Source organism: Tepidibacter aestuarii (assembly GCF_934924865.1).
Taxonomy (GTDB): Bacteria; Bacillota; Clostridia; order Peptostreptococcales; family Peptostreptococcaceae; genus Tepidibacter_A; species Tepidibacter_A aestuarii.
Genome location: NZ_OW235315.1, coordinates 1,566,057 through 1,584,634 on the forward strand (window position 1 = coordinate 1,566,057; position 18,578 = coordinate 1,584,634).

Genomic DNA, 18,578 nt, shown 5'->3' on the forward strand with positions numbered 1-18,578 from the left:
CTTAAAAACTATTTCTATGGAAGAAGATTTAAAAGATTATTTGTATACTTTTTCATCAATGACATTCTTTGACTCAATTAAAGATGAAAAGTGGAAAGACTTTGGAAATGAAACTGTTGCATTTGAATACTATCTTGTTGAAAAAGACGGAAAACAGACTCTTTATTATTTTGAAGATTTAGTTGAAATAGAAAATATGGAAGTCAAAATTTTTAAGCATTCTTACAAATACTCAGAAAATGATTATAAGGACTGGAATGAATTATTCTATAGTATAAATAATGAAATATCAAAACAAGAAGTAAACAAGGTTGTTATTTCAAGAGAAATTAAAATTCAGTGTGACACTTTAGTAAATGTAGAAAGTATACTAAAAAATCTCTTGGATAAGAATAAAAATGATTTTGTTTTTGCCTATTTTAAAGATGGAAAAACATTTTTAGGTGCAACACCAGAAATTCTGGTTCAAAAAGAAAAGAATAATATTTTAAGTTATGCTTTAGCAGGTACTATTGAACGAAGTGAAAAAGATGATGAGCTTCAAAAAATAATGCTTCTAAATGATTCTAAAAATCGTTATGAACATCAAATTGTTATTGATTCAATATCCAATGTTGTGAAAAAATTCACTAAGGAGATTACTATAGATGAGACAACAATTTTAACACTTAGAAATTTACATCATTTGTACACACCTATTTATGCAAAGGACAAAAACAGTTCACTGTTGCAGTGGGCAAGACGACTACATCCTACACCTGCAATGGGAGGGAATCCTGTAAACACAGCATTAGAATTAATTAGAAGGTATGAAAAACATGAAAGAGGATTGTATGCAGCTCCAATAGGCATAATGAATGGAAATGGAGATGGAGTTTTTGTAGCAGGAATACGATCTGCACTTATTAAAGAAAACACGGTTTTTGCATATGCAGGCTGTGGTATAGTAGATAAATCGAATTGTGAGATTGAATACATTGAAACTAAAAATAAATTAAGAACCATAATTGAAAGTTTATAGTAAAGTGGTGAAATCAATGACAAATTATTTTGCAGCGTTAGTTGATGAGTTGTACCAATTAGGTGTGCGTGAAGTTGTAATTAGTCCAGGCTCACGATCTACACCATTGTCTTTATTATTTTGTGAACATGATTTTAAAACTTTTATTAATATAGATGAACGATCAGCTGCTTTCTTTGCACTTGGTATCGCAAAAGAATACGAAAGACCTGTTGTATTAGTTTGTACTTCAGGTTCTGCAGTTGCAAACTACTTCCCTGCAATTGTTGAAGCAAAATATTCAAGAATACCATTAATTATTTTAACAGCTGATCGACCACATGAATTGCGTCATGTTGGAGCACCTCAGGCAATTGATCAAAATAAAATATTTAACGATTATACAAAATATTATGAAGAATTATCATTACCTGAAGAAAATATGTGTTCCTATGTAAGAGCTGTTATGCAAAAAGCATATTCAATTTCTATGACAAAAGGATATGGGGTATCTCATATTAACGTACCGATTCGTGAACCTTTAATTCCAGATTGGGATAACTTGGATTTTACTATAGGACGTTATAAAAATAAATTTGAGTATATAAAAGGCGAAGTTGAATTTTCCATTGACGATTTGATTTTTAAAAATAAGAATGGACTTATAATTTGTGGTGGGGATGCTTATTCAAATTATCATGAAGAAGTATTGAAGTTAGGAGAAAGGTTAAAAGCACCTATACTAGCTGATCCAATTTCAAATTTAAGAAATTATTCAAAAGATATAATTATTGATAGTTATGATGCATTTTTAAAAGATGATGAGATAAAAAAAGAATTAAAGCCTGAATATATCATTCATTTTGGGCAAGTTCCTATTTCAAAACGTTTACACCAATTCTTGTCTATGCATAAAAATGCTTTATACATTCAAGTTGATGAGACATTCGAATATCGTAATCCATCTTTATCTACTCAAAAATATGTTCTTTCATCACCAAGAGTGTTTGCCAATTCTATTCGTATACAAAACAGTAATACAGAGTATTTAGGTAAATGGATAAAATATCAGAAAAAAATGCGAAAACAATTGAATAGTGTAAATAATGAAACAAACTTATTTGAAGGAAAGTTGATTCAGAAGATACAAAATATGATGCGAGTGGAAAGTAGGTTAGTTATTTCAAATAGTATGGCGATTCGAGATGTAGATTACTTTTTTGAATCAAAAAATCAAAAAATAAAAATATTGTGTAATAGAGGGGCAAATGGAATAGATGGTACTATCTCAACTGCACTAGGTGTATCTACATCAGATAAACCAACTGTTTTGTTAACAGGGGATCTATCCTTTTACCATGATCTAAATGGATTATTAATTGGAAAAACACACAATTTGAATTTGACTATTATATTACTTAATAATGATGGTGGAGGAATATTTAGGTATTTACCACAGAGTAAAGAAAAGCATTTTGACTATTTATTCTTAACACAACATGGTATGAATTTTGAAGGTACAAAACATTTGTATGATGTAACATATTATGAAGCAGAGGACTATAATTCATTTGAAAGTGTTTTCAATCAAGCAATATCGTTAGAAGGAATTAAATTGATTGAAGTAAAAATTGATTCACAGTTAAGTAAGGGATTACATGATAAATATACAACATTATAGGGTGGTATGATGTTTATTGAAATTGAAAATATTAGATATCACATTCAGATAAAAGGTGAAGGTAAACCACTTATTTGTTTACATGGTTTTTCTGAAAATGTAAATACATGGAAATTAATTAAATTAGACGGTTATCAGTTAATATTTATAGATTTTATCGGACATGGAAAAAGTGATAAACCACTTTCTCGTAAGTACTATAGCTTGAAAGTAATGATAAAACATTTAAATAATTTAATCCATAAATTAGGCTTTAATAAATATTCAATGCTAGGTTACTCTATGGGAGGTAGAATTGCACTTGCCTATGCACTAACTTATTCAAATGAAATAGATAAACTTATTTTAGAAAGTGCATCTTATGGTGAATGTGGGTTTATAAATCGATTAAAACGACGCAAAAATGAATTAAATCTAGCCAAAGATATAAGAAAAAATGGAGTTGAGTGGTTCAATGAATATTGGGAGAATTTAAGTATTTTTGATTCACAAAGAAAATTACCAGAAGATATTATTGATGGTATAAGAAAAAGGCGTTTATTAAATGAAGGTTACGCACTTTCAAATACATTAATATGTACAGGACAAGGTAAATTCCCATGTTTGAAAAATAAAATAGTTAATTTATCCATGCCTGTATTATATATTAGCGGAGAATATGATAAAAAATACAAAAAAGTGGGTAATGATTTTGAAAAATTAAATTTAAATATAAATCACAAAACAATAAATGGTGTAGGGCACAATACTCATATTGAAGATCCTAATGCATTTGTTAAGGCTTTAAGTGAATTTTTATAAATAAAATAATTTTAAAAGGAGTGTTAATATGAATAAGTTTCCTTGGAAAGAGTTAGATCGTAACTACGAAGACATTATTTATGAAACATATGATGGAATTGCTAAAATTACAATTAATCGTCCACACGTACGTAATGCATTTCGTCCTAAGACAATCATGGAATTGATTGAGGCTTTTACAATAGCTCGTGAAGATAATAATGTAGGAGTTATTGTGTTAACAGGCGCAAATCATGGACAAGGTGAAGATAAAGAAGCATTTTGTTCTGGAGGAGATCAAAAGGTAAGAGGTAACGGAGGATATATAGGAGACGACAATATTCCACGTTTAAATGTTTTAGATCTTCAGCGTTTAATTCGTGTTATTCCAAAGCCGGTTATTGCCATGGTTAATGGGTATGCAATTGGTGGAGGACATGTACTTCATATAGTATGCGACTTAACAATTGCATCTGAAAATGCCAAATTTGGACAAACAGGACCAAAAGTAGGTTCTTTTGATGCTGGATATGGTGCTGGATATTTAGCACGTATGGTTGGTCATAAAAAAGCACGTGAAATTTGGTATTTATGCCGTCAATATACTGCAAAGGAAGCACTTGATATGGGGTTAGTAAACACTGTTGTTCCATTTGATAAGTTAGAAGAAGAAACAGTACAGTGGGCAAAAGAAATACTTGAGCATTCACCTACTGCATTACGTTTCTTAAAAGCATCATTTAATGCAGATACAGATGGGTTAGCTGGTTTACAGCAATTAGCAGGAGATGCTACATTATTATTTTATACAACAGATGAAGCAAAAGAAGGAAGAGACGCATTTAAAGAAAAAAGAAAGCCTGATTTTGATAAGTTTCCTAAATATCCATAAAAAGGTGAGAAGATGAATTGGCTTAAAAAACATAGTTTTGAAAAAAAAAATAAAAAGTTTATTAATAACCTAACATTTGGAGAAGTTTATGAGAGGGTAGGCGATTTATCTAAAAAGCTATATCCATATGTAAAAAATGAGAAAAGAGTTGCAATTTATTCAGATAATTCAGTTGATATGGCAATTTTCTTTTTAGCACTTCAATATTTAGAAAAAGAAGTATTGATGGTAAACACAAGACTTACAGATGAGGAAATAACAAAGCAATTAAAAACACTAAATATTGAAGTAGTATTTTCTTATAACAACAAATTTATATCATTTAATCAAGTATATAAAAGTGAAAAGGAAGATATAAAATTAGTTGAGGAATTCAATGAAGAAAAAATTGCTGTTATTATGAATACAAGTGCAACAACAGGTGAGTTTAAATCAGTTCCTATTAGGTGGAAACAGTTTTATTCTCATGTAAAAGCATCACAAAAAAGTATTGGATTAACAGATGAAGACAATTGGCTTGTTGTACTACCTATGTATCATATTGGCGGATTAGCTATACTAATAAGAAGCTTATACAATGGAACACAAATTACTATATTAGAAAAATTTGATGAAGAACAAGTTATAAAGTTAATTGAAATCAGTAGAATTAATATGATATCAGTTGTGCCAACTATGCTCAATAGAATTGTTGATGAAGTTAAAAAACATAATTTACGCGTGGTCTTGGTAGGCGGAGAGTTTATTCCAAAACCTTTAGTTGGAAAAAGTATAATAAAAAACATTCCTATATATAAAACCTATGGAATGACAGAGACAACAAGCCAATCTACTACTTTTTCAGTATTAAAGTATGCAGATAAAATTGATTCAGTAGGATTACCACTTGGGGGAGTAGATGTTCGGATTAAAAATCCTGATGAAAAAGGAATAGGTGAAGTTCAAATTAAAAGTCCAATGTTAATGGATGGGTATATTGGAAAAGAAAATATTTCTGATTATTTTAATACAGAAGATGTTGGTTATATAGATGAAGATGGATTTTTGTATATACTTGATCGAAGAAAAAATATAATTATATCTGGTGGAGAAAATATTTATCCAAAAGAAATTGAAAACATATTATATTCACATCCAAAAATAAATGAATGTGCAGTTGTTGGAAAGAAAGATGAACGATGGGGACAAGTTCCTGTTCTATACATTGTATCTTCATTAGATAAAGATACAATATTAAGCTATCTTTCAGATAAAATAGCAAAATACAAACTTCCAAAAGAAATTAATCATTTGGATGAGCTTCCTAAAAATGCATCAGGTAAAATATTAAAAAAGAATTTAAAAGAGGTTGATTAAATGAAAATTGATAGAATAGAACTTTTTCATGTTAAAATACCATTAAATTTCATATTCAAATCATCACAAACTACTCTAAATCATAGAGAGACAATTATAATTAAAGCAGTAGATGAACTTGGGAATAGTGGTTATGGAGAAGTAGTTGCATTTAATGAACCATTTTATACAAATGAAACATTGAGAGATTCTAAGAATGTATTAATAAATAAATATATACAAAAGCTGATTAATAAAGATATTAAACACCCATTTGATATACACAAATGGGTTGATTTATCATATCCAATGGCACTTGCAGGCTTAGAAAATGCTCTGGTAGATTTGTACTCTAAGAGTAAGAAAAAACCAATTATGGATATTGTATTTAATGAAGAGACTAATAATGAAATATATGGTGGAATTACATTAGGAGATATAGATATTCCAAGTCTTATTAAACAAATTGATAATTATCAAAATCAGGGATATACACGTTTTAAAATAAAGATTAAACCAAAAGACGGATTTATAAAATTAGGGGCTATTAGAGAAAAATATCCTGATATTCAACTGTTAGCAGATGCAAATAAAAGTTATAAGATTGAACAAATTGAAATGATAAAGAAGCTTGATTCACTAAACTTACTTTGTATTGAAGAACCCCTAGATTCAGGGAATTTTCTAGAATATCAAAAACTTCAAGAAGCGATGAATACACCTATATGCTTGGATGAAAGCATTGAAACAATTGATGATTTAAAAACAGCAATTGAGTTAAAATCTTTGAAAGTAGTAAATTTAAAAGCTGGGCGTATTGGTGGAATGTATTACGCAAAGCAAATGATTGAATTATGTAGAAAAAATAATATTAAGTACTGGATAGGAAGTATGCTTGAAAGTGGTATTTCTAAAATACTACATGTTCATTTAGCAAGCTTAAAAGATACGTATATCCCTGGAGATTTATCATCATCAAAGCGTTACTTTAAAAAAGATTTAATTAAACCAGAAGTCACATCCGAAAATGGGATTATTAAAGTACCAAAAGGCTGTGGTTTAGGAGTAGAGGTTGATGAAAATACATTAAAAAATTATACAATTGACTACATCCAAATAGGTGGTGAGAAGCATTAATTTAATAGAAGGATTAAATATTGAGTATATTAGAGTAAATGATAATGAGCTAGAAGCTAAAATGAATTTAACACAGTTTCATGATCAAACGTTTGGTTATTTACATGGAGGTGCAACAATAGCATTTGGAGAAACAATTGCAGGTTATGCGTCAAATAAAAGAATAAACAAAAATCAAGTAGCAGTAGGCCAAACGATTACTGCAAATCATATGAAAGCAAAAAAAATAGAAGGCTATATTATTGCAAAAGGGAGAATTATGCATAACGGAAAAACTTCTCATGTTTGGAGCATTGAGATGTTTGATGAAAATAATATATTAATTTCGCATATAACAGTTACAAATTCTATTATTAAACTAAATAAACGCTAGTTGTTTACAAAATATGGAATATACTTGCTTAATTGAATAGAGGTGAGAAAATGAGTTTTAAGACAATAATTAAATTAATGGACATAAAAACTCTTGTTGCAGGGGTTATTCCAGTATTATTGGGGTCAATTTATTCATGGTATGAGTTTGGACAAATAAATTTGGTTTATCTTATATTATTGATGATTTCTATGATGCTGATACAAAGTGCAACTAACATGATTAATGATTATTTTGATTTTAAACGTGGAGCAGATAGTGAAGAAAAAGCGGATGAAAAAGCTTTAGTTAGTGGTGAGATTACTCCAAAACAAGTTTTGTTTATCATACTAATATATCAACTTGTTGCCTGTACAATTGCTATTTTTATTTCCAGCAGAACAAGCTATAATATTTTACTTGTTGGTGTTGTAGGTGTTATGATTTCGATTTTATATGCTTTTGGGCCTTTACCTATCTCATACACTCCAATGGGCGAAATTGTGTCTGGAATGACAATGGGGATTGGTATAACAACAACAGTGATTTATATACATTCAGGTGTATTTAATTTAAATACAGTATTAGTAGCAGCTCCTACTGTAGTATATATTGGGACTATACTATTATCTAATAATTTAAGTGATTTAAAAGGGGATAAAGAAGCAGGAAGAAAAACATTACCAATACTTATAGGCATTGAAAATTCTGAGAAACTGTGGGTTTTTAATGTAATAATGCTAATTGTATTGACGCTTGTATTAATATTAATAGGTATTTATCCTATAGCTGTATTAGTATTTACTATTCTATTATTTCCTTATAAGTCAGTTTCAAATTTTTTATCTTATAATAAGAATGTTAATACAAAAGGAAGAACAATGGGACTTATAGGTAAGGTTGGATTAAAATATCATTTATCTGTGATTACTGGATTATTAATCTCAATCATGTTTAAGGCAGGTGTCTAAAAACAAATGAATAAAGAAGAAAAAGTATATGAAACGTTTCAAAATATCTCACAGGATTATGACAAATTAAATGACATAATTAGCTTTAATATGCATAAAAGATGGAAAAGAGACACTATTAAGCATCTAAACATAGTAGAAGATTCAAAATTGCTAGATGTATGCTGTGGTACAGGTGATTTTAGCATTATGTTATCTTCGGAAATTGATAAAAAAATAAGTGTTATCGGTCTAGATTTTTCAGAGAACATGCTATCTGTTGCAAGAGAGAAAAAGGAGCAATATAAATTAGATAATGTTGAGTTTATTCATGGAAATGCCATGGATCTGCCTTTTGAAGATAACACTTTTGATAATGTAACTATAGGATTTGGGCTGAGAAATACACCTGATTATGAAAAAGCAATTAGTGAAATGATGCGTGTTGTAAAGCCTGGTGGAAAGGTTGCTTGTTTAGATACATCACATCCTACTTTTCCAATTTATAAACAATTATACTGGTTTTACTTTAAAAATATAATGCCAAGAATAGGACAATTATTCTCAAAACATAGAAAAGAATATCAGTGGTTAAATGATTCAACTGAACAATTTTTAAGTAAAAAGGAATTAAAAGATTTATTTTCAAAGGTAGGCTTTAAAAATGTAAAAGTAAAGTCCTATGTAGGAGGCTGTGCAGCCTTACACATAGGAGTAAAAGGCAAATAATAGGAGGGGAAAAACATGGTGTTTAATATTGGTGTAACAGAGATTCTTATAATTTCAGTAGCTGGATACTTAATTCTAGGACCTAAGAGACTTCCTGAGATAGGTAAAAAAGCGGGTGAAGCAGTGAGAAAAATATCTAAAGAGACAGAAGGAATTAATAACGAAATAAAAGAGATAAAAGAAGCGGTAACAAAATAATAAGTGATAAGAAGTAGGTGAATAAGATGACAGATCATGAAGAAATATGGATGGATCATTTAAAAGAAATACGCAAACGATGTATTAGAGTTTTAATATTTTTTGTTATTGCATTAGTTACTGCTTTTTCCTTTGTTCCAAGAATTCTTGATTTTATTACATTAACATCTACATTAGTAAATGTAGATTTGAATGTATTCAACATTACAGATCCTTTATTGCTCCATCTTAAAATTGCATCAATTGTAGCTTTTATTGCTTCTTTTCCATACCTTATTATGCAGTTATGGTTATTTCTTAAACCAGGATTAACAAAAAGCGAAAGAAGGTTTATATATAAATACATTCCAATGATTTTTATTCTTTTTATATCAGGAATAGCATTTTCTTATTTTGTTCTTGTTCCATACTATATTAGGTTTTCTCAGCAACTTGCAGGAAGCACTGATTTGAATATTGTTATGGGAGCTAACACATATATTGATTTTTTAAGCAAAATGTTATTGTACTTTGGACTTATTTTTCAATTTCCTGTATTAGTTTTTGTTCTTTCATATATTCAGGTGGTAAGTTCACAACTACTAAAAGTCATTCGTAAATATGCTTATTTTGGTTTATTAATTGTTTGTGCATTTATTACTCCACCAGATCCGATATCAATGGGAATTGCTTTAGTTCCTTTAGCGTTTCTTTATGAAATTAGTATATTGCTATGCAAAGTTAATGAGAGAAAAAGAAGAAACAAATTAAAAACTAGCTAAATATTTAGCTAGTTTTTAATTTGTTTAATCTATTTTGGACAAATGTATTGAAATGTTCATCGTCAGAATATTTAATCAACTTATGTAGCCTTAATGCTTGATTGTACCATGATTTAAATGCTGTTTCCTTTTTCAAGCGATAACATAATTCGCTTTTCAAAAAATATAGTTCTGGCAAAATAGTATGGGTATTGTTTTTTTTACAGTAATCAATAGCATAATCGAGGTATTCAGATGATTCTTTTAGCTTTGACATATCGAGGCAAACACAAATTAAATGCATATAAAATCTAGATATGATGGCATAAGTATGAAGAAATTTTATATGTTTAATATATTCTTTTATATTAATTAAATGAGTATATGCCTCTTCTTTTTGATTATTTAATGAAAGAAAAAAACCATAAAGAAACATTAGTGAGAATTCTATATCATTAGGTACTGTTCCTTCAGTATAAGTAAGGTTTAATATATTTTTTATTTCACCTATTCCAAATTGATAATTTTGATTTAACATGGTCATACTAAAACATTTAAATAGTTTGATTATCTGTATATCTTGAATTGATTTAACATCAAGTTCTTTTTCTTTTTCAGTTATTAATCTATAAATATTTTTAAAATCATGTCTTTCAGCATTAAAGAATAGTTGGTTTAATAATTCATTCACTTGTAAAGACCCAGATGATTCAATTAATCTAAATAAATACTCTGGAGTAATACCTAATTTGTTCGTTATTTGTCTTAATATAACTGAACTAGGACAACGCTCTCCATTTTCTATTCGAGTAATATATGAAACAGAACAAATATCATCTGCAAGTTGAGATCTAGACATATTACTTTTTTTGCGTAGATCTTTGATGAGGGGTCCTATTTTTGTATAGTAATTAGTCTTTTCCATTTTATCCTCCTTATAAAATAGAATTGAAAAGTTTGTGTTTTTGTATATTTTGAATTATTTATACATTACATAACATAATAATACATAATCTAAAAAGTGACAATAGTAAAAAAACATAACAGTAGTAAAAAGTGACTATTGTCATTTTACGATGACTATTGTCACTTTTTGATGACAATGTTCATTTGATGAGATTATAATGAATTTATAAACCAGTAAATGTTATTTGATTAACAAGAATATATATAAACCTCATTCAATTCTTAAAACTCTTATAGATTTATAAGTGTACCACTAAATCAACAAAAATTATACATGTATCTAGTCAACAGAAAGTATTTGCAATTAAGAAACATATTTTTTAGTATTAACAAACATATTTTTTAGTATTCATTGGAGGTAATTATGAAAAACAGATGGACTATTCGTGAACTGTATTTAGGATTTTTAGCTATTTCGTTATTGCTATTTGGTGCGTATTCCATGTTCTTTAGTCATGAAGTTGAGGACTATTCATCAAAAATATACAAAATAAATCCTAATATTGTTAAAACAGAAGAAATAAATAAATCACCATTAATTTTTAAAGCATATACAAAAAACGACCCTAATAAATTCTATTTTGTAACTTTTACAGAAGAAGTTGGATATCAGTCAACTATTGAAGTTATGACTATGATTAATAACGAAGGAAATGTAGAACAAGTAGAAGTTGTTAAAGAAGGGGAGACACCAGCTTTCTTTGATAAAGTTGAATCAGGTAAATTTAATGAAAAATTTATAGGATTATCTATTTTTGAGCCTATATATATTGATAATGCTATAGGATATGCAGGAAGTAGTGAAGGAATAGATACTAACAATAAAGTTGATGCTGTTAGTGGTTCAACAATTTCATCTTCTGCTATAACAAGAGCTGTTAATGATGGAACAACTATTGTGGTGGGTAAATATTTTGATGAAAATATTGTTAACCCATTTTATAAAATGACATTTGGATTAAGTGAATTAGCACTTTTACTAATTTATATAATCGCTGCTTTAAGTGTTTATATCAAGTCAATTAATAAATATCGTAAATGGATTTTGTTATATACAGCCTTAGTACTTGGTTTTAAGTTTAATAAGTTTGTAACATTTGGTATGTTGTACTCATTCTTAAATGGAAATTGGCCAGCAATGAATAATGTTTCGTGGTATTTATTAATTACAGGTACAATTGGACTTATATTAATTACAGGTAAAAATTTATATTGTTCATGGATTTGTCCATTTGGGGCAACACAAGAAGTTATATTAAAATTTGGTGGATTAAAACAGATTAAGTTAAATTCTAAGATTGTAAAAATATTTAGATTAATTCCACCGACATTGGCTTATTTAGCTTTAATGATTGTATTTTATACTAATGAAACTCAAGCATTAGCATATGATCCATTTGGAGCAATATTTAATTTGACAGCATTACCGATTATGTGGATGAGTTTACCGATACTTATTTTTATAAGTTTATTCCAATATCGTTTTTATTGTACCTATTTCTGTCCAATAGGATTAACATTTAATTTAATAACAAAATTAAGAAATAAAGGAGTTAAGTTATGGAAGAAAGAGAAAATAAAAGCATAGCAAAGAAAGATGTAATTTTAAGCTTTTTTATTTTATTAATAATGGTATTCCAAATTATATTAATATTACAGAATTCAGGATTTATGAAATATTAAGGAGGTGACATAATGTTTGGAAGACTAGGTGGTACAGAAATAATGGTTATTTTAGCTGTTGGATTCTTATTTTTCGGACCTAAAAAATTGCCTGAGATAGGAAAATCGTTTGGAGAGACAGTACGTGAATTTAAGAAATCAGCAAAAGATGCTGAAGAGGCGATAACAGAGGCTACTAAAGTAGAAGAAAGTAAATAAAAAAAATATATATAAATAACTAGAATTTAGGGGAGGACTATATATGAATAGGCGTGAATTTTTAAAAGTTGCTGGAGCTACTACAGCAGTAACAGGAGCTGCACTTGCATCAAAACCAAAGAAAGCCTTTGCAGTGGAGCTTGGTAAAGAACATGATGAATTTCCATTAGAAGTAACGAAAAATTTCAAAGGTTTTAGGCAACAAGACCATGTTTTTTTCCGTACATTTTGGGATAAAGAACCAGTTGATAAGTATATATCAGACAGATTTGGATATAAGACATTTACTGAACCAGGGATGATATTTAACGCTGTTCATGACGGCATTATAGAAGGTAAAAATACAGGTAAAATGGGTTTTAGACAAATTGATTCAGCTTTAGATAGAGCAGCATGGAGTGTAAATAAGAATTTTGCTGCGAATAGTGAATTAGGCGTTCGTAATACACTACTACAAAAACATCCAATTAATCCACAGACAGGTGAAAAAATAAAAGACATGCCTGTTTTAGTTGAAAGTTTATATTCATGGAATAACTCAAAAGTCGATGAAATGCTTGCACAGGGAAAAGAACAGTATAAATTCAAAGATGCAAAGGAAGTATCAAAACATATTAAAAAGGCAGCAAAATTTTTAGGAGCCGACTTAGTTGGAGTTGCACCATATAATGAAAATACAAAAAGATGGACTTATACAGAGTGGGCAGTTCCAAATGTAAAACCATTTACTATGCCGGATGGAACAGTAGAATATCTTCCATTCGATCCTTTTAAATTTATGAAAGGTGAATATGAAACATTTGGGGTTAAAACAGTGAAGCCTGACTTTAAACGTGAAGCAGGGTTTGAACCAAAATCAGTAATTGTTTTAGCATTTGAAATGGATTATGATGGATTTAAGACAGCACCAACATTAGTAGCTAGTGCATCTGCTGGAACTAGATATTCTAAAATGGCAGAAACAGCACATAAAGTAGCTGAGTTCCTACGTAATTTAGGTTATAAAGCGGCTCCATGTGGAAATGATACAGCTTTATCTGTTCCACTTGCAATTGAAGCTGGTTTAGGTGAAGGTAGTAGAATGGGGATGTTAGTTACAGAAAAGTTTGGACCTCGTGTTCGTTTAGCTAAAGTTTATACAGATTTAGAAATTCAACCAGATAAACCAATTACATTTGGAGTAAAACAGTTCTGTAATGTTTGTATGAAGTGTGCGGATGCCTGTCCATCTAAAGCTATTTGTCATGAACCAGCACAGGTTATTGAAAAGGATATGGAATTTGATACAGGTAAAGTTACTAAATCAACACTGACAGGTGTTGAAAAATGGTTTGTTAATGGTGAAAGGTGTGTGTCATTCTGGGGATATAATGGTGGAGATTGTGGTACATGCATTGCAGTTTGTCCATACAATAAGATTGATGAGTGGCACCATGATTTATCAAAATTAATGACATTAACTCCATTTAAACCATTATTACGTTCTCTTGATGAAACGTTTGGATATGGTGGACCAATTGAGCCAGAGGAACGTTTGGAATCAAAATATTTAAAAGATGCTATAAATGATTTCTGGGATAAAATTTAGTAAGGGGGATATAGTATGCATATAATAGTTAGCTTAGTAAAATGGTTATTCACACTACATCAATTAGTATGGTTTGTAGCTGGAGGATTAATGTTTGGTGCAATGACATATTTTCATATGAAATTAAAACAGGATAATAAAGCTAATAAACTGAATTTTACGTTTATATTGTTATCAGCATGTACTTTTGTATTTACAATATTATGGACATATGATTCGTATATGGAAAATGAAGTTAGAGCAGCTAATATGGGATTATTAGTATTTGGAGGATTAGCAGTAGTTTTTGCAATACTTGGATATAGATTTACACAGAAAAATGATGTAAATAAAGTTGAGGTAAAAGGGCATTAATGCCCTTTTATCTATTTTTATTTAGTAGATAAAACATTAGAAAAGGTGATAACATGAAGGTTCAACTTGGTCAATATAAAGGAATTGGTTTAAAGAGACCAGATGTAAATGTAAAAGATGAAGAAATTAATAATTATATTAATAAAATAAGAGAAAATTATAAAGTAGAAGTTGAAAAAGAAGGTTTTATTGAAAATGGAGATTATACTACCATGGATTATGATGGCTACCAAGACGGATTACATATTCCTGAGGCTAGTGGTAAAAATTATCATTTAAGAATTGGACAAGGGTTCTTTCTAGATGAATTCGAAGAGCATTTATTAGGAATGAGAAAAGGGGATACAGTTAAATTTGATTTGGTATTACCTAGTAATTATCAAGTGAAGCATTTGCGTGATGAGACTATTCATTTTGAAGTAAAGATATCATCAGTTATGAATAGAGTTATCCCTGAACTAACAGATGATGTGGTAAAAAGGTTTAAAATTGAAGGGATAAACACGATAGATGAATTAAAAGAATATGCTAAAGATAAGATTTATTATCAAAAAATGATGAAAGAAAGTGCAAGAGTTATCAATGAAATAATGCATAAAGTTATAGACGGTTCAAATGTTGAACTAAAAGATGAAGAGATGGAGAGTCTTAAACAGGAAATACTTGAAGACTTTAAAAATCAACTTAAAGGGAAAAATGCAAATTTAGAATTATATTTATCATATACTAAAAAAACAGAAGAGGAAATACTTGAACAATGCAAGATAGAAGCTGAAACATATTTAATAGAAAAAGCTATTATTGAGAAAATAGCAGAAGTAGAGAATATTACACTAAATGACGAAGAAAAAGAAAAATATGAAAATATTGAAGAAGATGCTCTTAATGAATTATTGTATCAAAAGGTTATTCATTTTCTTCTAAAAGAAAATACAATTATAATTAAATAATAATATAAAAAACCCTTTGTTATAAATTTATATAACAAAGGGTTTTTTATATTATTCATTCAAATTTCGTGCTAATGAAATTTGCTTTAGCTGCTTTAACCTACTTTTAATAAAGATATTGAAATATAATTCGCTTTTTAAAAAATATAATTCTCGTAAAGCAGAATGTGTATTATATTCTTTACAGTACTCAATAGCATAATCAATATGTTCAAGGCATTCATTTAAATGGGATGTATCAAGGGAAGCTATAATTAACTGAACATAAAATCTAGGAACTGTATATCGTGTATGAATAAAGTTAATATTCTCTATATATTTTTTTATATTGATTAAGTAATTATAGGCCTCTTCTTTTTGAATATTTAATAATAGAAAAAAGCCATACATATGCATAATTGCAAATTCTATATCAGTAGGAGTACTTTTTTTGGTATAAGTAAGTTTCAGTATATTTCTAACTTCATTCATTCCCCATTGATAATTTTGACTTAAAATAGTATATCTAATACATTTTAAACCATTGATAAGTTGTATATCATGAATTGATGTTATATGAAGTTCTTTTTCTTTTTTCTTTAGTAATTTATAAATACTTTTAAAATCATATCTTTCAATATAAAGAATTAATTCGTTTAAGAAATCTTTAACATCTAAGCCCTCAGGAGACTCAATCGCTCTAAATAAATACCCCTAGTCTAGTTGTTATTTGTCTTAATATAACTGAAGTAGGGCAACGCTCTCCTTTTTCTATACGAGTTATGTATGAAATAGAGCAAACACCATTTGTAAGTTGTGTTTTTGTCATATTTCTCATTCTGGAATTACAATGGGATTGGGTGTGTTACATGTGTCTCTGTTTGTCCATACAATAAGATTGAGGAGTGGCACCATGATTTATCAAAATTAATGACAATGACACCATTTAAACCATTACTACGTTCACTAGATGAGTTATTTGGATATGGGGGTCCAGTAGAACTAGATGTACGCATAGAATCAAAATATTTAAAAGATGCTGTTAATGATTTCTGGAATAGACTATAATAAGGGGGATAAATTATGCATATAATAGTTAGCTTAGCAAAATGGTTATTTACACTACACCAATTAGTATGGTTTATAGCTGGAGGATTAATGTTCTTTTTACTTACATATTTTTATATGAAATTAAAGAAGGATAATAAAATTAATAAATTAAATTTTACATTTATATTATTATCAGCATGTACTTTTGTATTTACAATATTATGGACATATGATTCATATGTAGAAAATGAAGTTAGAGCAGCTAATATGGGATTATTAGTATTTGGAGGATTAGCAGTAGTTTTTGCAATACTTGGATATAGATTTACACAGAAAAATGATGAAATTAAAGTTGAGATAAAACAATAAAAATAGAAAAAAATATCATTTATAATTAAATAATAATATAAAAATCTCCCTTGTTATTAATATTAATAACAAGGGAGATTTTTATATTGTTCATTCAGATATGGTGTCGATGAAACTTATTTTAGTTGATTCAATCTATTTTGTATAAAGGTATTGAAATATTCATCATCAGATCTTTTAATCAATTCATGCAGTCTTAATGCTTTACCATACCATAGTTTAAACTTCTTTTCTTTTTTTAAGCGATAGTATAATTCACTTTTTAAAAAATATAATTCTCGTAAAGTATAATGTGTATTGTAATCTTTACAGTAATTAATAGCATAATCAAGATATTCAAAACAGTCTTTTAAATTACATGTATCAAGAGAAGCTGAAATTAAATATACATAAAATCTTGGTAATATAAAGCGAGTATGAAGAAGGTTAATATTATGTATATATTTTTTTATGCTAATTAAGTAATTATATGCTTCTTTTTTTTGGTTACTAAATAAAAGTAAAACCCCATGCATACTCATAAGCGCAAATTCCATATCAGTAGGAGTACTTTTGTTGGCGTAGGTAAGCTTCAATATGTTTTTAACTTCATTTATTCCCCATTGATAATTTTGATTTAAAATAGAATAACTAAAACATTCTAACCCTTTGATGATTTGTAAATCGTGAATTGATGTTACATGAAGTTCTTCTTTTTTGCTCTTTATTAATTCATAAATATTTTTAAAATCATGCCTTTCAATATAAAGAAATATTTGGTCTAATAGTTCCTTAACATGTAAAGATGTAGACGACTCAATTGCTCTAAATAAATGTTCAGGGGAGATACCTAGTTTATTTGTTATTTGTCTTAATATAACCGAAGTAGGACAACGTTCTCCTTTTTCTATACGAGTGATGTATGAAATGGAGCAAATACCATCCGCAAGTTGTGTTTTTGTCATATTCTGTTTTTCACGTAATTCTTTAATAATCTGACCTATTTTTAAATAATAATTCTGTTCTTGCATCGTAACCTCCGTATATATAAATAGATAATTTAAAAAGTTTAAATTGGATGAAAGGTAAAGCTTTATTTAAATCTATTTTAAAGTATTTTACTCAACATTTATCAAAATATATTTGAGATTTTGACATTAGTCAAGAAATCTTGTGTGAGATTTGACATTAGGCAAGCAATCTTGTATCTAAACAGTATAACATATAAAATCATGTTACAAAATAATACAAAAAATATATTATGAGAAAAATCACAGAAGTCTAAAATTAGTTAAAAGTTAAAGTTGTATTCAAATGAATTTGTTTTGCTGACGCTGAACAAGAAAATTCGTATGTAGAAATTATAATATATAAAATTATATTATAAAAAATAATAAAATCAATAAATGTTAGAAAAAAAGTTGATTTTTTCATAAGAAATAATAATGGGATATGAGCCTTTCTAGTTATATTCTATTATAGGAGGTGATATTATGTTCGGAAGATTAGGTAGCACAGAATTAATTGTTATTTTAGTTGTTGGATTTTTAATATTTGGACCGAAAAGATTACCTGAGATTGGAAAATCATTTGGAGAAACAATACGAGAATTTAAAAAATCAGCAAAACAGGCTGAGGATGAAGTGACAGAGGCTACTAAAGAATAAA

General features: G+C 28.5%; 23 protein-coding genes. 20 read left to right on the forward strand and 3 right to left on the reverse strand.

Annotated features, from left to right (window positions below; translation table 11 throughout):
• The first annotated feature begins 16 nt into the window (after positions 1–16).
• The 11 genes from M2214_RS07690 to tatC are packed head-to-tail and all read left to right on the forward strand — an operon-like array spanning position 17 to position 9,815.
• Positions 17–1,021, forward strand: coding sequence for an isochorismate synthase (locus tag M2214_RS07690; RefSeq protein WP_330651570.1), 1,005 nt, complete (start codon positions 17–19; stop codon positions 1,019–1,021).
• Between the two features lie 16 nt (positions 1,022–1,037).
• Positions 1,038–2,681, forward strand: coding sequence for a 2-succinyl-5-enolpyruvyl-6-hydroxy-3-cyclohexene-1-carboxylic-acid synthase (gene menD, locus M2214_RS07695; protein ID WP_248484352.1), 1,644 nt, complete (start codon positions 1,038–1,040; stop codon positions 2,679–2,681).
• A gap of 9 nt (positions 2,682–2,690) precedes the next feature.
• Complete coding sequence (gene menH / locus M2214_RS07700) at positions 2,691–3,482, forward strand: 2-succinyl-6-hydroxy-2,4-cyclohexadiene-1-carboxylate synthase (protein WP_248484354.1); 792 nt, start codon at positions 2,691–2,693, stop codon at positions 3,480–3,482.
• Positions 3,483–3,510: 28 nt separating this feature from the next.
• Entirely contained in the window at positions 3,511–4,353 is an 843-nt protein-coding gene (menB, locus tag M2214_RS07705) for a 1,4-dihydroxy-2-naphthoyl-CoA synthase (RefSeq protein WP_248484355.1), read from the forward strand.
• A 12-nt stretch (positions 4,354–4,365) separates the two neighbouring features.
• Positions 4,366–5,709, forward strand: a complete 1,344-nt coding sequence (gene menE, locus M2214_RS07710; protein WP_248484357.1) for an o-succinylbenzoate--CoA ligase — start codon at positions 4,366–4,368, stop codon at positions 5,707–5,709.
• Positions 5,710–6,825, forward strand: coding sequence for an o-succinylbenzoate synthase (gene menC, locus M2214_RS07715; RefSeq protein ID WP_248484359.1), 1,116 nt, complete (start codon positions 5,710–5,712; stop codon positions 6,823–6,825).
• A complete protein-coding gene (locus tag M2214_RS07720) occupies positions 6,812–7,198 on the forward strand; it encodes a PaaI family thioesterase (RefSeq protein ID WP_330651571.1) in 387 nt (128 codons plus the stop codon). Before menC ends, M2214_RS07720 begins: the two co-directional genes overlap by 14 nt.
• 50 nt (positions 7,199–7,248) lie before the next feature.
• On the forward strand, positions 7,249–8,148 hold the full coding sequence (locus M2214_RS07725; RefSeq protein WP_248484361.1) for a prenyltransferase: 900 nt from the start codon (positions 7,249–7,251) through the stop codon (positions 8,146–8,148).
• 6 nt (positions 8,149–8,154) lie between these two features.
• A complete protein-coding gene (locus tag M2214_RS07730; RefSeq protein ID WP_248484362.1) occupies positions 8,155–8,856 on the forward strand; it encodes a demethylmenaquinone methyltransferase in 702 nt (233 codons plus the stop codon).
• Positions 8,857–8,871: 15 nt separating this feature from the next.
• Positions 8,872–9,054, forward strand: coding sequence for a Sec-independent protein translocase subunit TatA/TatB (locus tag M2214_RS07735; RefSeq protein WP_248484363.1), 183 nt, complete (start codon positions 8,872–8,874; stop codon positions 9,052–9,054).
• A gap of 26 nt (positions 9,055–9,080) precedes the next feature.
• Positions 9,081–9,815 carry a twin-arginine translocase subunit TatC gene (gene tatC, locus M2214_RS07740; RefSeq protein WP_248484364.1) on the forward strand — a complete coding sequence of 245 codons (735 nt, stop codon included), beginning with the start codon at positions 9,081–9,083 and terminating at the stop codon, positions 9,813–9,815.
• Between the two features lie 4 nt (positions 9,816–9,819).
• On the opposite strand, the gene M2214_RS07745 is transcribed toward tatC, so the two are convergent.
• Positions 9,820–10,719, reverse strand: a complete 900-nt coding sequence (locus M2214_RS07745) for a helix-turn-helix domain-containing protein (RefSeq protein ID WP_248484365.1) — start codon at positions 10,717–10,719, stop codon at positions 9,820–9,822.
• A 405-nt stretch (positions 10,720–11,124) separates the two neighbouring features.
• On the opposite strand from M2214_RS07745, the gene M2214_RS07750 reads away from it, so the two are divergent.
• The 6 genes from M2214_RS07750 to M2214_RS07770 are packed head-to-tail and all read left to right on the forward strand — an operon-like array spanning position 11,125 to position 15,533.
• The gene (locus M2214_RS07750; RefSeq protein ID WP_248484366.1) at positions 11,125–12,348 is read left to right on the forward strand and encodes a 4Fe-4S binding protein; all 1,224 of its coding nucleotides are present in this window, start codon (positions 11,125–11,127) and stop codon (positions 12,346–12,348) included.
• Positions 12,321–12,443 carry a hypothetical protein gene (locus M2214_RS18150; protein WP_256466712.1) on the forward strand — a complete coding sequence of 41 codons (123 nt, stop codon included), beginning with the start codon at positions 12,321–12,323 and terminating at the stop codon, positions 12,441–12,443. The genes M2214_RS07750 and M2214_RS18150 overlap by 28 nt, the downstream gene beginning before the upstream one ends.
• Positions 12,444–12,455: 12 nt before the next feature.
• Entirely contained in the window at positions 12,456–12,641 is a 186-nt protein-coding gene (locus tag M2214_RS07755) for a Sec-independent protein translocase subunit TatA/TatB (protein ID WP_248484367.1), read from the forward strand.
• 43 nt (positions 12,642–12,684) lie between these two features.
• Positions 12,685–14,229: a reductive dehalogenase gene (locus M2214_RS07760; protein WP_248484368.1), complete on the forward strand. Its 1,545-nt coding sequence runs from the start codon at positions 12,685–12,687 to the stop codon at positions 14,227–14,229.
• 15 nt (positions 14,230–14,244) lie between these two features.
• Positions 14,245–14,583, forward strand: a complete 339-nt coding sequence (locus M2214_RS07765) for a YEATS-associated helix-containing protein (protein WP_248484370.1) — start codon at positions 14,245–14,247, stop codon at positions 14,581–14,583.
• Positions 14,584–14,636: 53 nt separating this feature from the next.
• Complete coding sequence (locus M2214_RS07770) at positions 14,637–15,533, forward strand: trigger factor (RefSeq protein ID WP_248484372.1); 897 nt, start codon at positions 14,637–14,639, stop codon at positions 15,531–15,533.
• Between the two features lie 51 nt (positions 15,534–15,584).
• Here M2214_RS07770 and M2214_RS07775 read toward each other — a convergent pair whose 3' ends face one another.
• Complete coding sequence (locus M2214_RS07775) at positions 15,585–16,004, reverse strand: hypothetical protein (protein WP_248484374.1); 420 nt, start codon at positions 16,002–16,004, stop codon at positions 15,585–15,587.
• A gap of 438 nt (positions 16,005–16,442) precedes the next feature.
• Here M2214_RS07775 and M2214_RS07780 point away from each other — a divergent pair, with 438 nt between their 5' ends.
• Both M2214_RS07780 and M2214_RS07785 read left to right on the forward strand, forming a co-directional pair.
• Positions 16,443–16,580 (forward strand): hypothetical protein, encoded by a 138-nt coding sequence (locus M2214_RS07780; protein WP_248484375.1) that lies wholly within the window; start codon positions 16,443–16,445, stop codon positions 16,578–16,580.
• Between the two features lie 15 nt (positions 16,581–16,595).
• Entirely contained in the window at positions 16,596–16,931 is a 336-nt protein-coding gene (locus M2214_RS07785; protein ID WP_248484376.1) for a hypothetical protein, read from the forward strand.
• Between the two features lie 116 nt (positions 16,932–17,047).
• Here the strand turns inward: M2214_RS07785 and M2214_RS07790 are convergent, their stop codons facing one another.
• On the reverse strand, positions 17,048–17,941 hold the full coding sequence (locus tag M2214_RS07790) for a helix-turn-helix domain-containing protein (protein ID WP_248484377.1): 894 nt from the start codon (positions 17,939–17,941) through the stop codon (positions 17,048–17,050).
• Positions 17,942–18,403: 462 nt separating this feature from the next.
• Between M2214_RS07790 and M2214_RS07795 the strand changes: the two genes are divergently transcribed.
• Positions 18,404–18,577 (forward strand): twin-arginine translocase TatA/TatE family subunit, encoded by a 174-nt coding sequence (locus tag M2214_RS07795; RefSeq protein WP_248484378.1) that lies wholly within the window; start codon positions 18,404–18,406, stop codon positions 18,575–18,577.
• Position 18,578: the final 1 nt, after the last annotated feature.

Excerpts from the sequence above, each read along its gene's own strand:
- M2214_RS07690 (WP_330651570.1), top strand. The coding sequence starts at position 17 with ATGGAAGAAGATTTAAAAGATTATTTGTATACTTTTTCATCAATGACA.
- menD (WP_248484352.1), top strand. The coding sequence starts at position 1,038 with ATGACAAATTATTTTGCAGCGTTAGTTGATGAGTTGTACCAATTAGGT.
- menH (WP_248484354.1), top strand. The coding sequence starts at position 2,691 with ATGTTTATTGAAATTGAAAATATTAGATATCACATTCAGATAAAAGGT.
- menB (WP_248484355.1), top strand. The coding sequence starts at position 3,511 with ATGAATAAGTTTCCTTGGAAAGAGTTAGATCGTAACTACGAAGACATT.
- menE (WP_248484357.1), top strand. The coding sequence starts at position 4,366 with ATGAATTGGCTTAAAAAACATAGTTTTGAAAAAAAAAATAAAAAGTTT.
- menC (WP_248484359.1), top strand. The coding sequence starts at position 5,710 with ATGAAAATTGATAGAATAGAACTTTTTCATGTTAAAATACCATTAAAT.
- M2214_RS07725 (WP_248484361.1), top strand. The coding sequence starts at position 7,249 with ATGAGTTTTAAGACAATAATTAAATTAATGGACATAAAAACTCTTGTT.
- M2214_RS07730 (WP_248484362.1), top strand. The coding sequence starts at position 8,155 with ATGAATAAAGAAGAAAAAGTATATGAAACGTTTCAAAATATCTCACAG.
- M2214_RS07735 (WP_248484363.1), top strand. The coding sequence starts at position 8,872 with ATGGTGTTTAATATTGGTGTAACAGAGATTCTTATAATTTCAGTAGCT.
- tatC (WP_248484364.1), top strand. The coding sequence starts at position 9,081 with ATGACAGATCATGAAGAAATATGGATGGATCATTTAAAAGAAATACGC.
- M2214_RS07745 (WP_248484365.1), bottom strand. The coding sequence starts at position 10,719 with ATGGAAAAGACTAATTACTATACAAAAATAGGACCCCTCATCAAAGAT.
- M2214_RS07750 (WP_248484366.1), top strand. The coding sequence starts at position 11,125 with ATGAAAAACAGATGGACTATTCGTGAACTGTATTTAGGATTTTTAGCT.
- M2214_RS18150 (WP_256466712.1), top strand. The coding sequence starts at position 12,321 with ATGGAAGAAAGAGAAAATAAAAGCATAGCAAAGAAAGATGTAATTTTA.
- M2214_RS07755 (WP_248484367.1), top strand. The coding sequence starts at position 12,456 with ATGTTTGGAAGACTAGGTGGTACAGAAATAATGGTTATTTTAGCTGTT.
- M2214_RS07760 (WP_248484368.1), top strand. The coding sequence starts at position 12,685 with ATGAATAGGCGTGAATTTTTAAAAGTTGCTGGAGCTACTACAGCAGTA.
- M2214_RS07765 (WP_248484370.1), top strand. The coding sequence starts at position 14,245 with ATGCATATAATAGTTAGCTTAGTAAAATGGTTATTCACACTACATCAA.
- M2214_RS07770 (WP_248484372.1), top strand. The coding sequence starts at position 14,637 with ATGAAGGTTCAACTTGGTCAATATAAAGGAATTGGTTTAAAGAGACCA.
- M2214_RS07775 (WP_248484374.1), bottom strand. The coding sequence starts at position 16,004 with ATGAATGAAGTTAGAAATATACTGAAACTTACTTATACCAAAAAAAGT.
- M2214_RS07780 (WP_248484375.1), top strand. The coding sequence starts at position 16,443 with ATGACAATGACACCATTTAAACCATTACTACGTTCACTAGATGAGTTA.
- M2214_RS07785 (WP_248484376.1), top strand. The coding sequence starts at position 16,596 with ATGCATATAATAGTTAGCTTAGCAAAATGGTTATTTACACTACACCAA.
- M2214_RS07790 (WP_248484377.1), bottom strand. The coding sequence starts at position 17,941 with ATGCAAGAACAGAATTATTATTTAAAAATAGGTCAGATTATTAAAGAA.
- M2214_RS07795 (WP_248484378.1), top strand. The coding sequence starts at position 18,404 with ATGTTCGGAAGATTAGGTAGCACAGAATTAATTGTTATTTTAGTTGTT.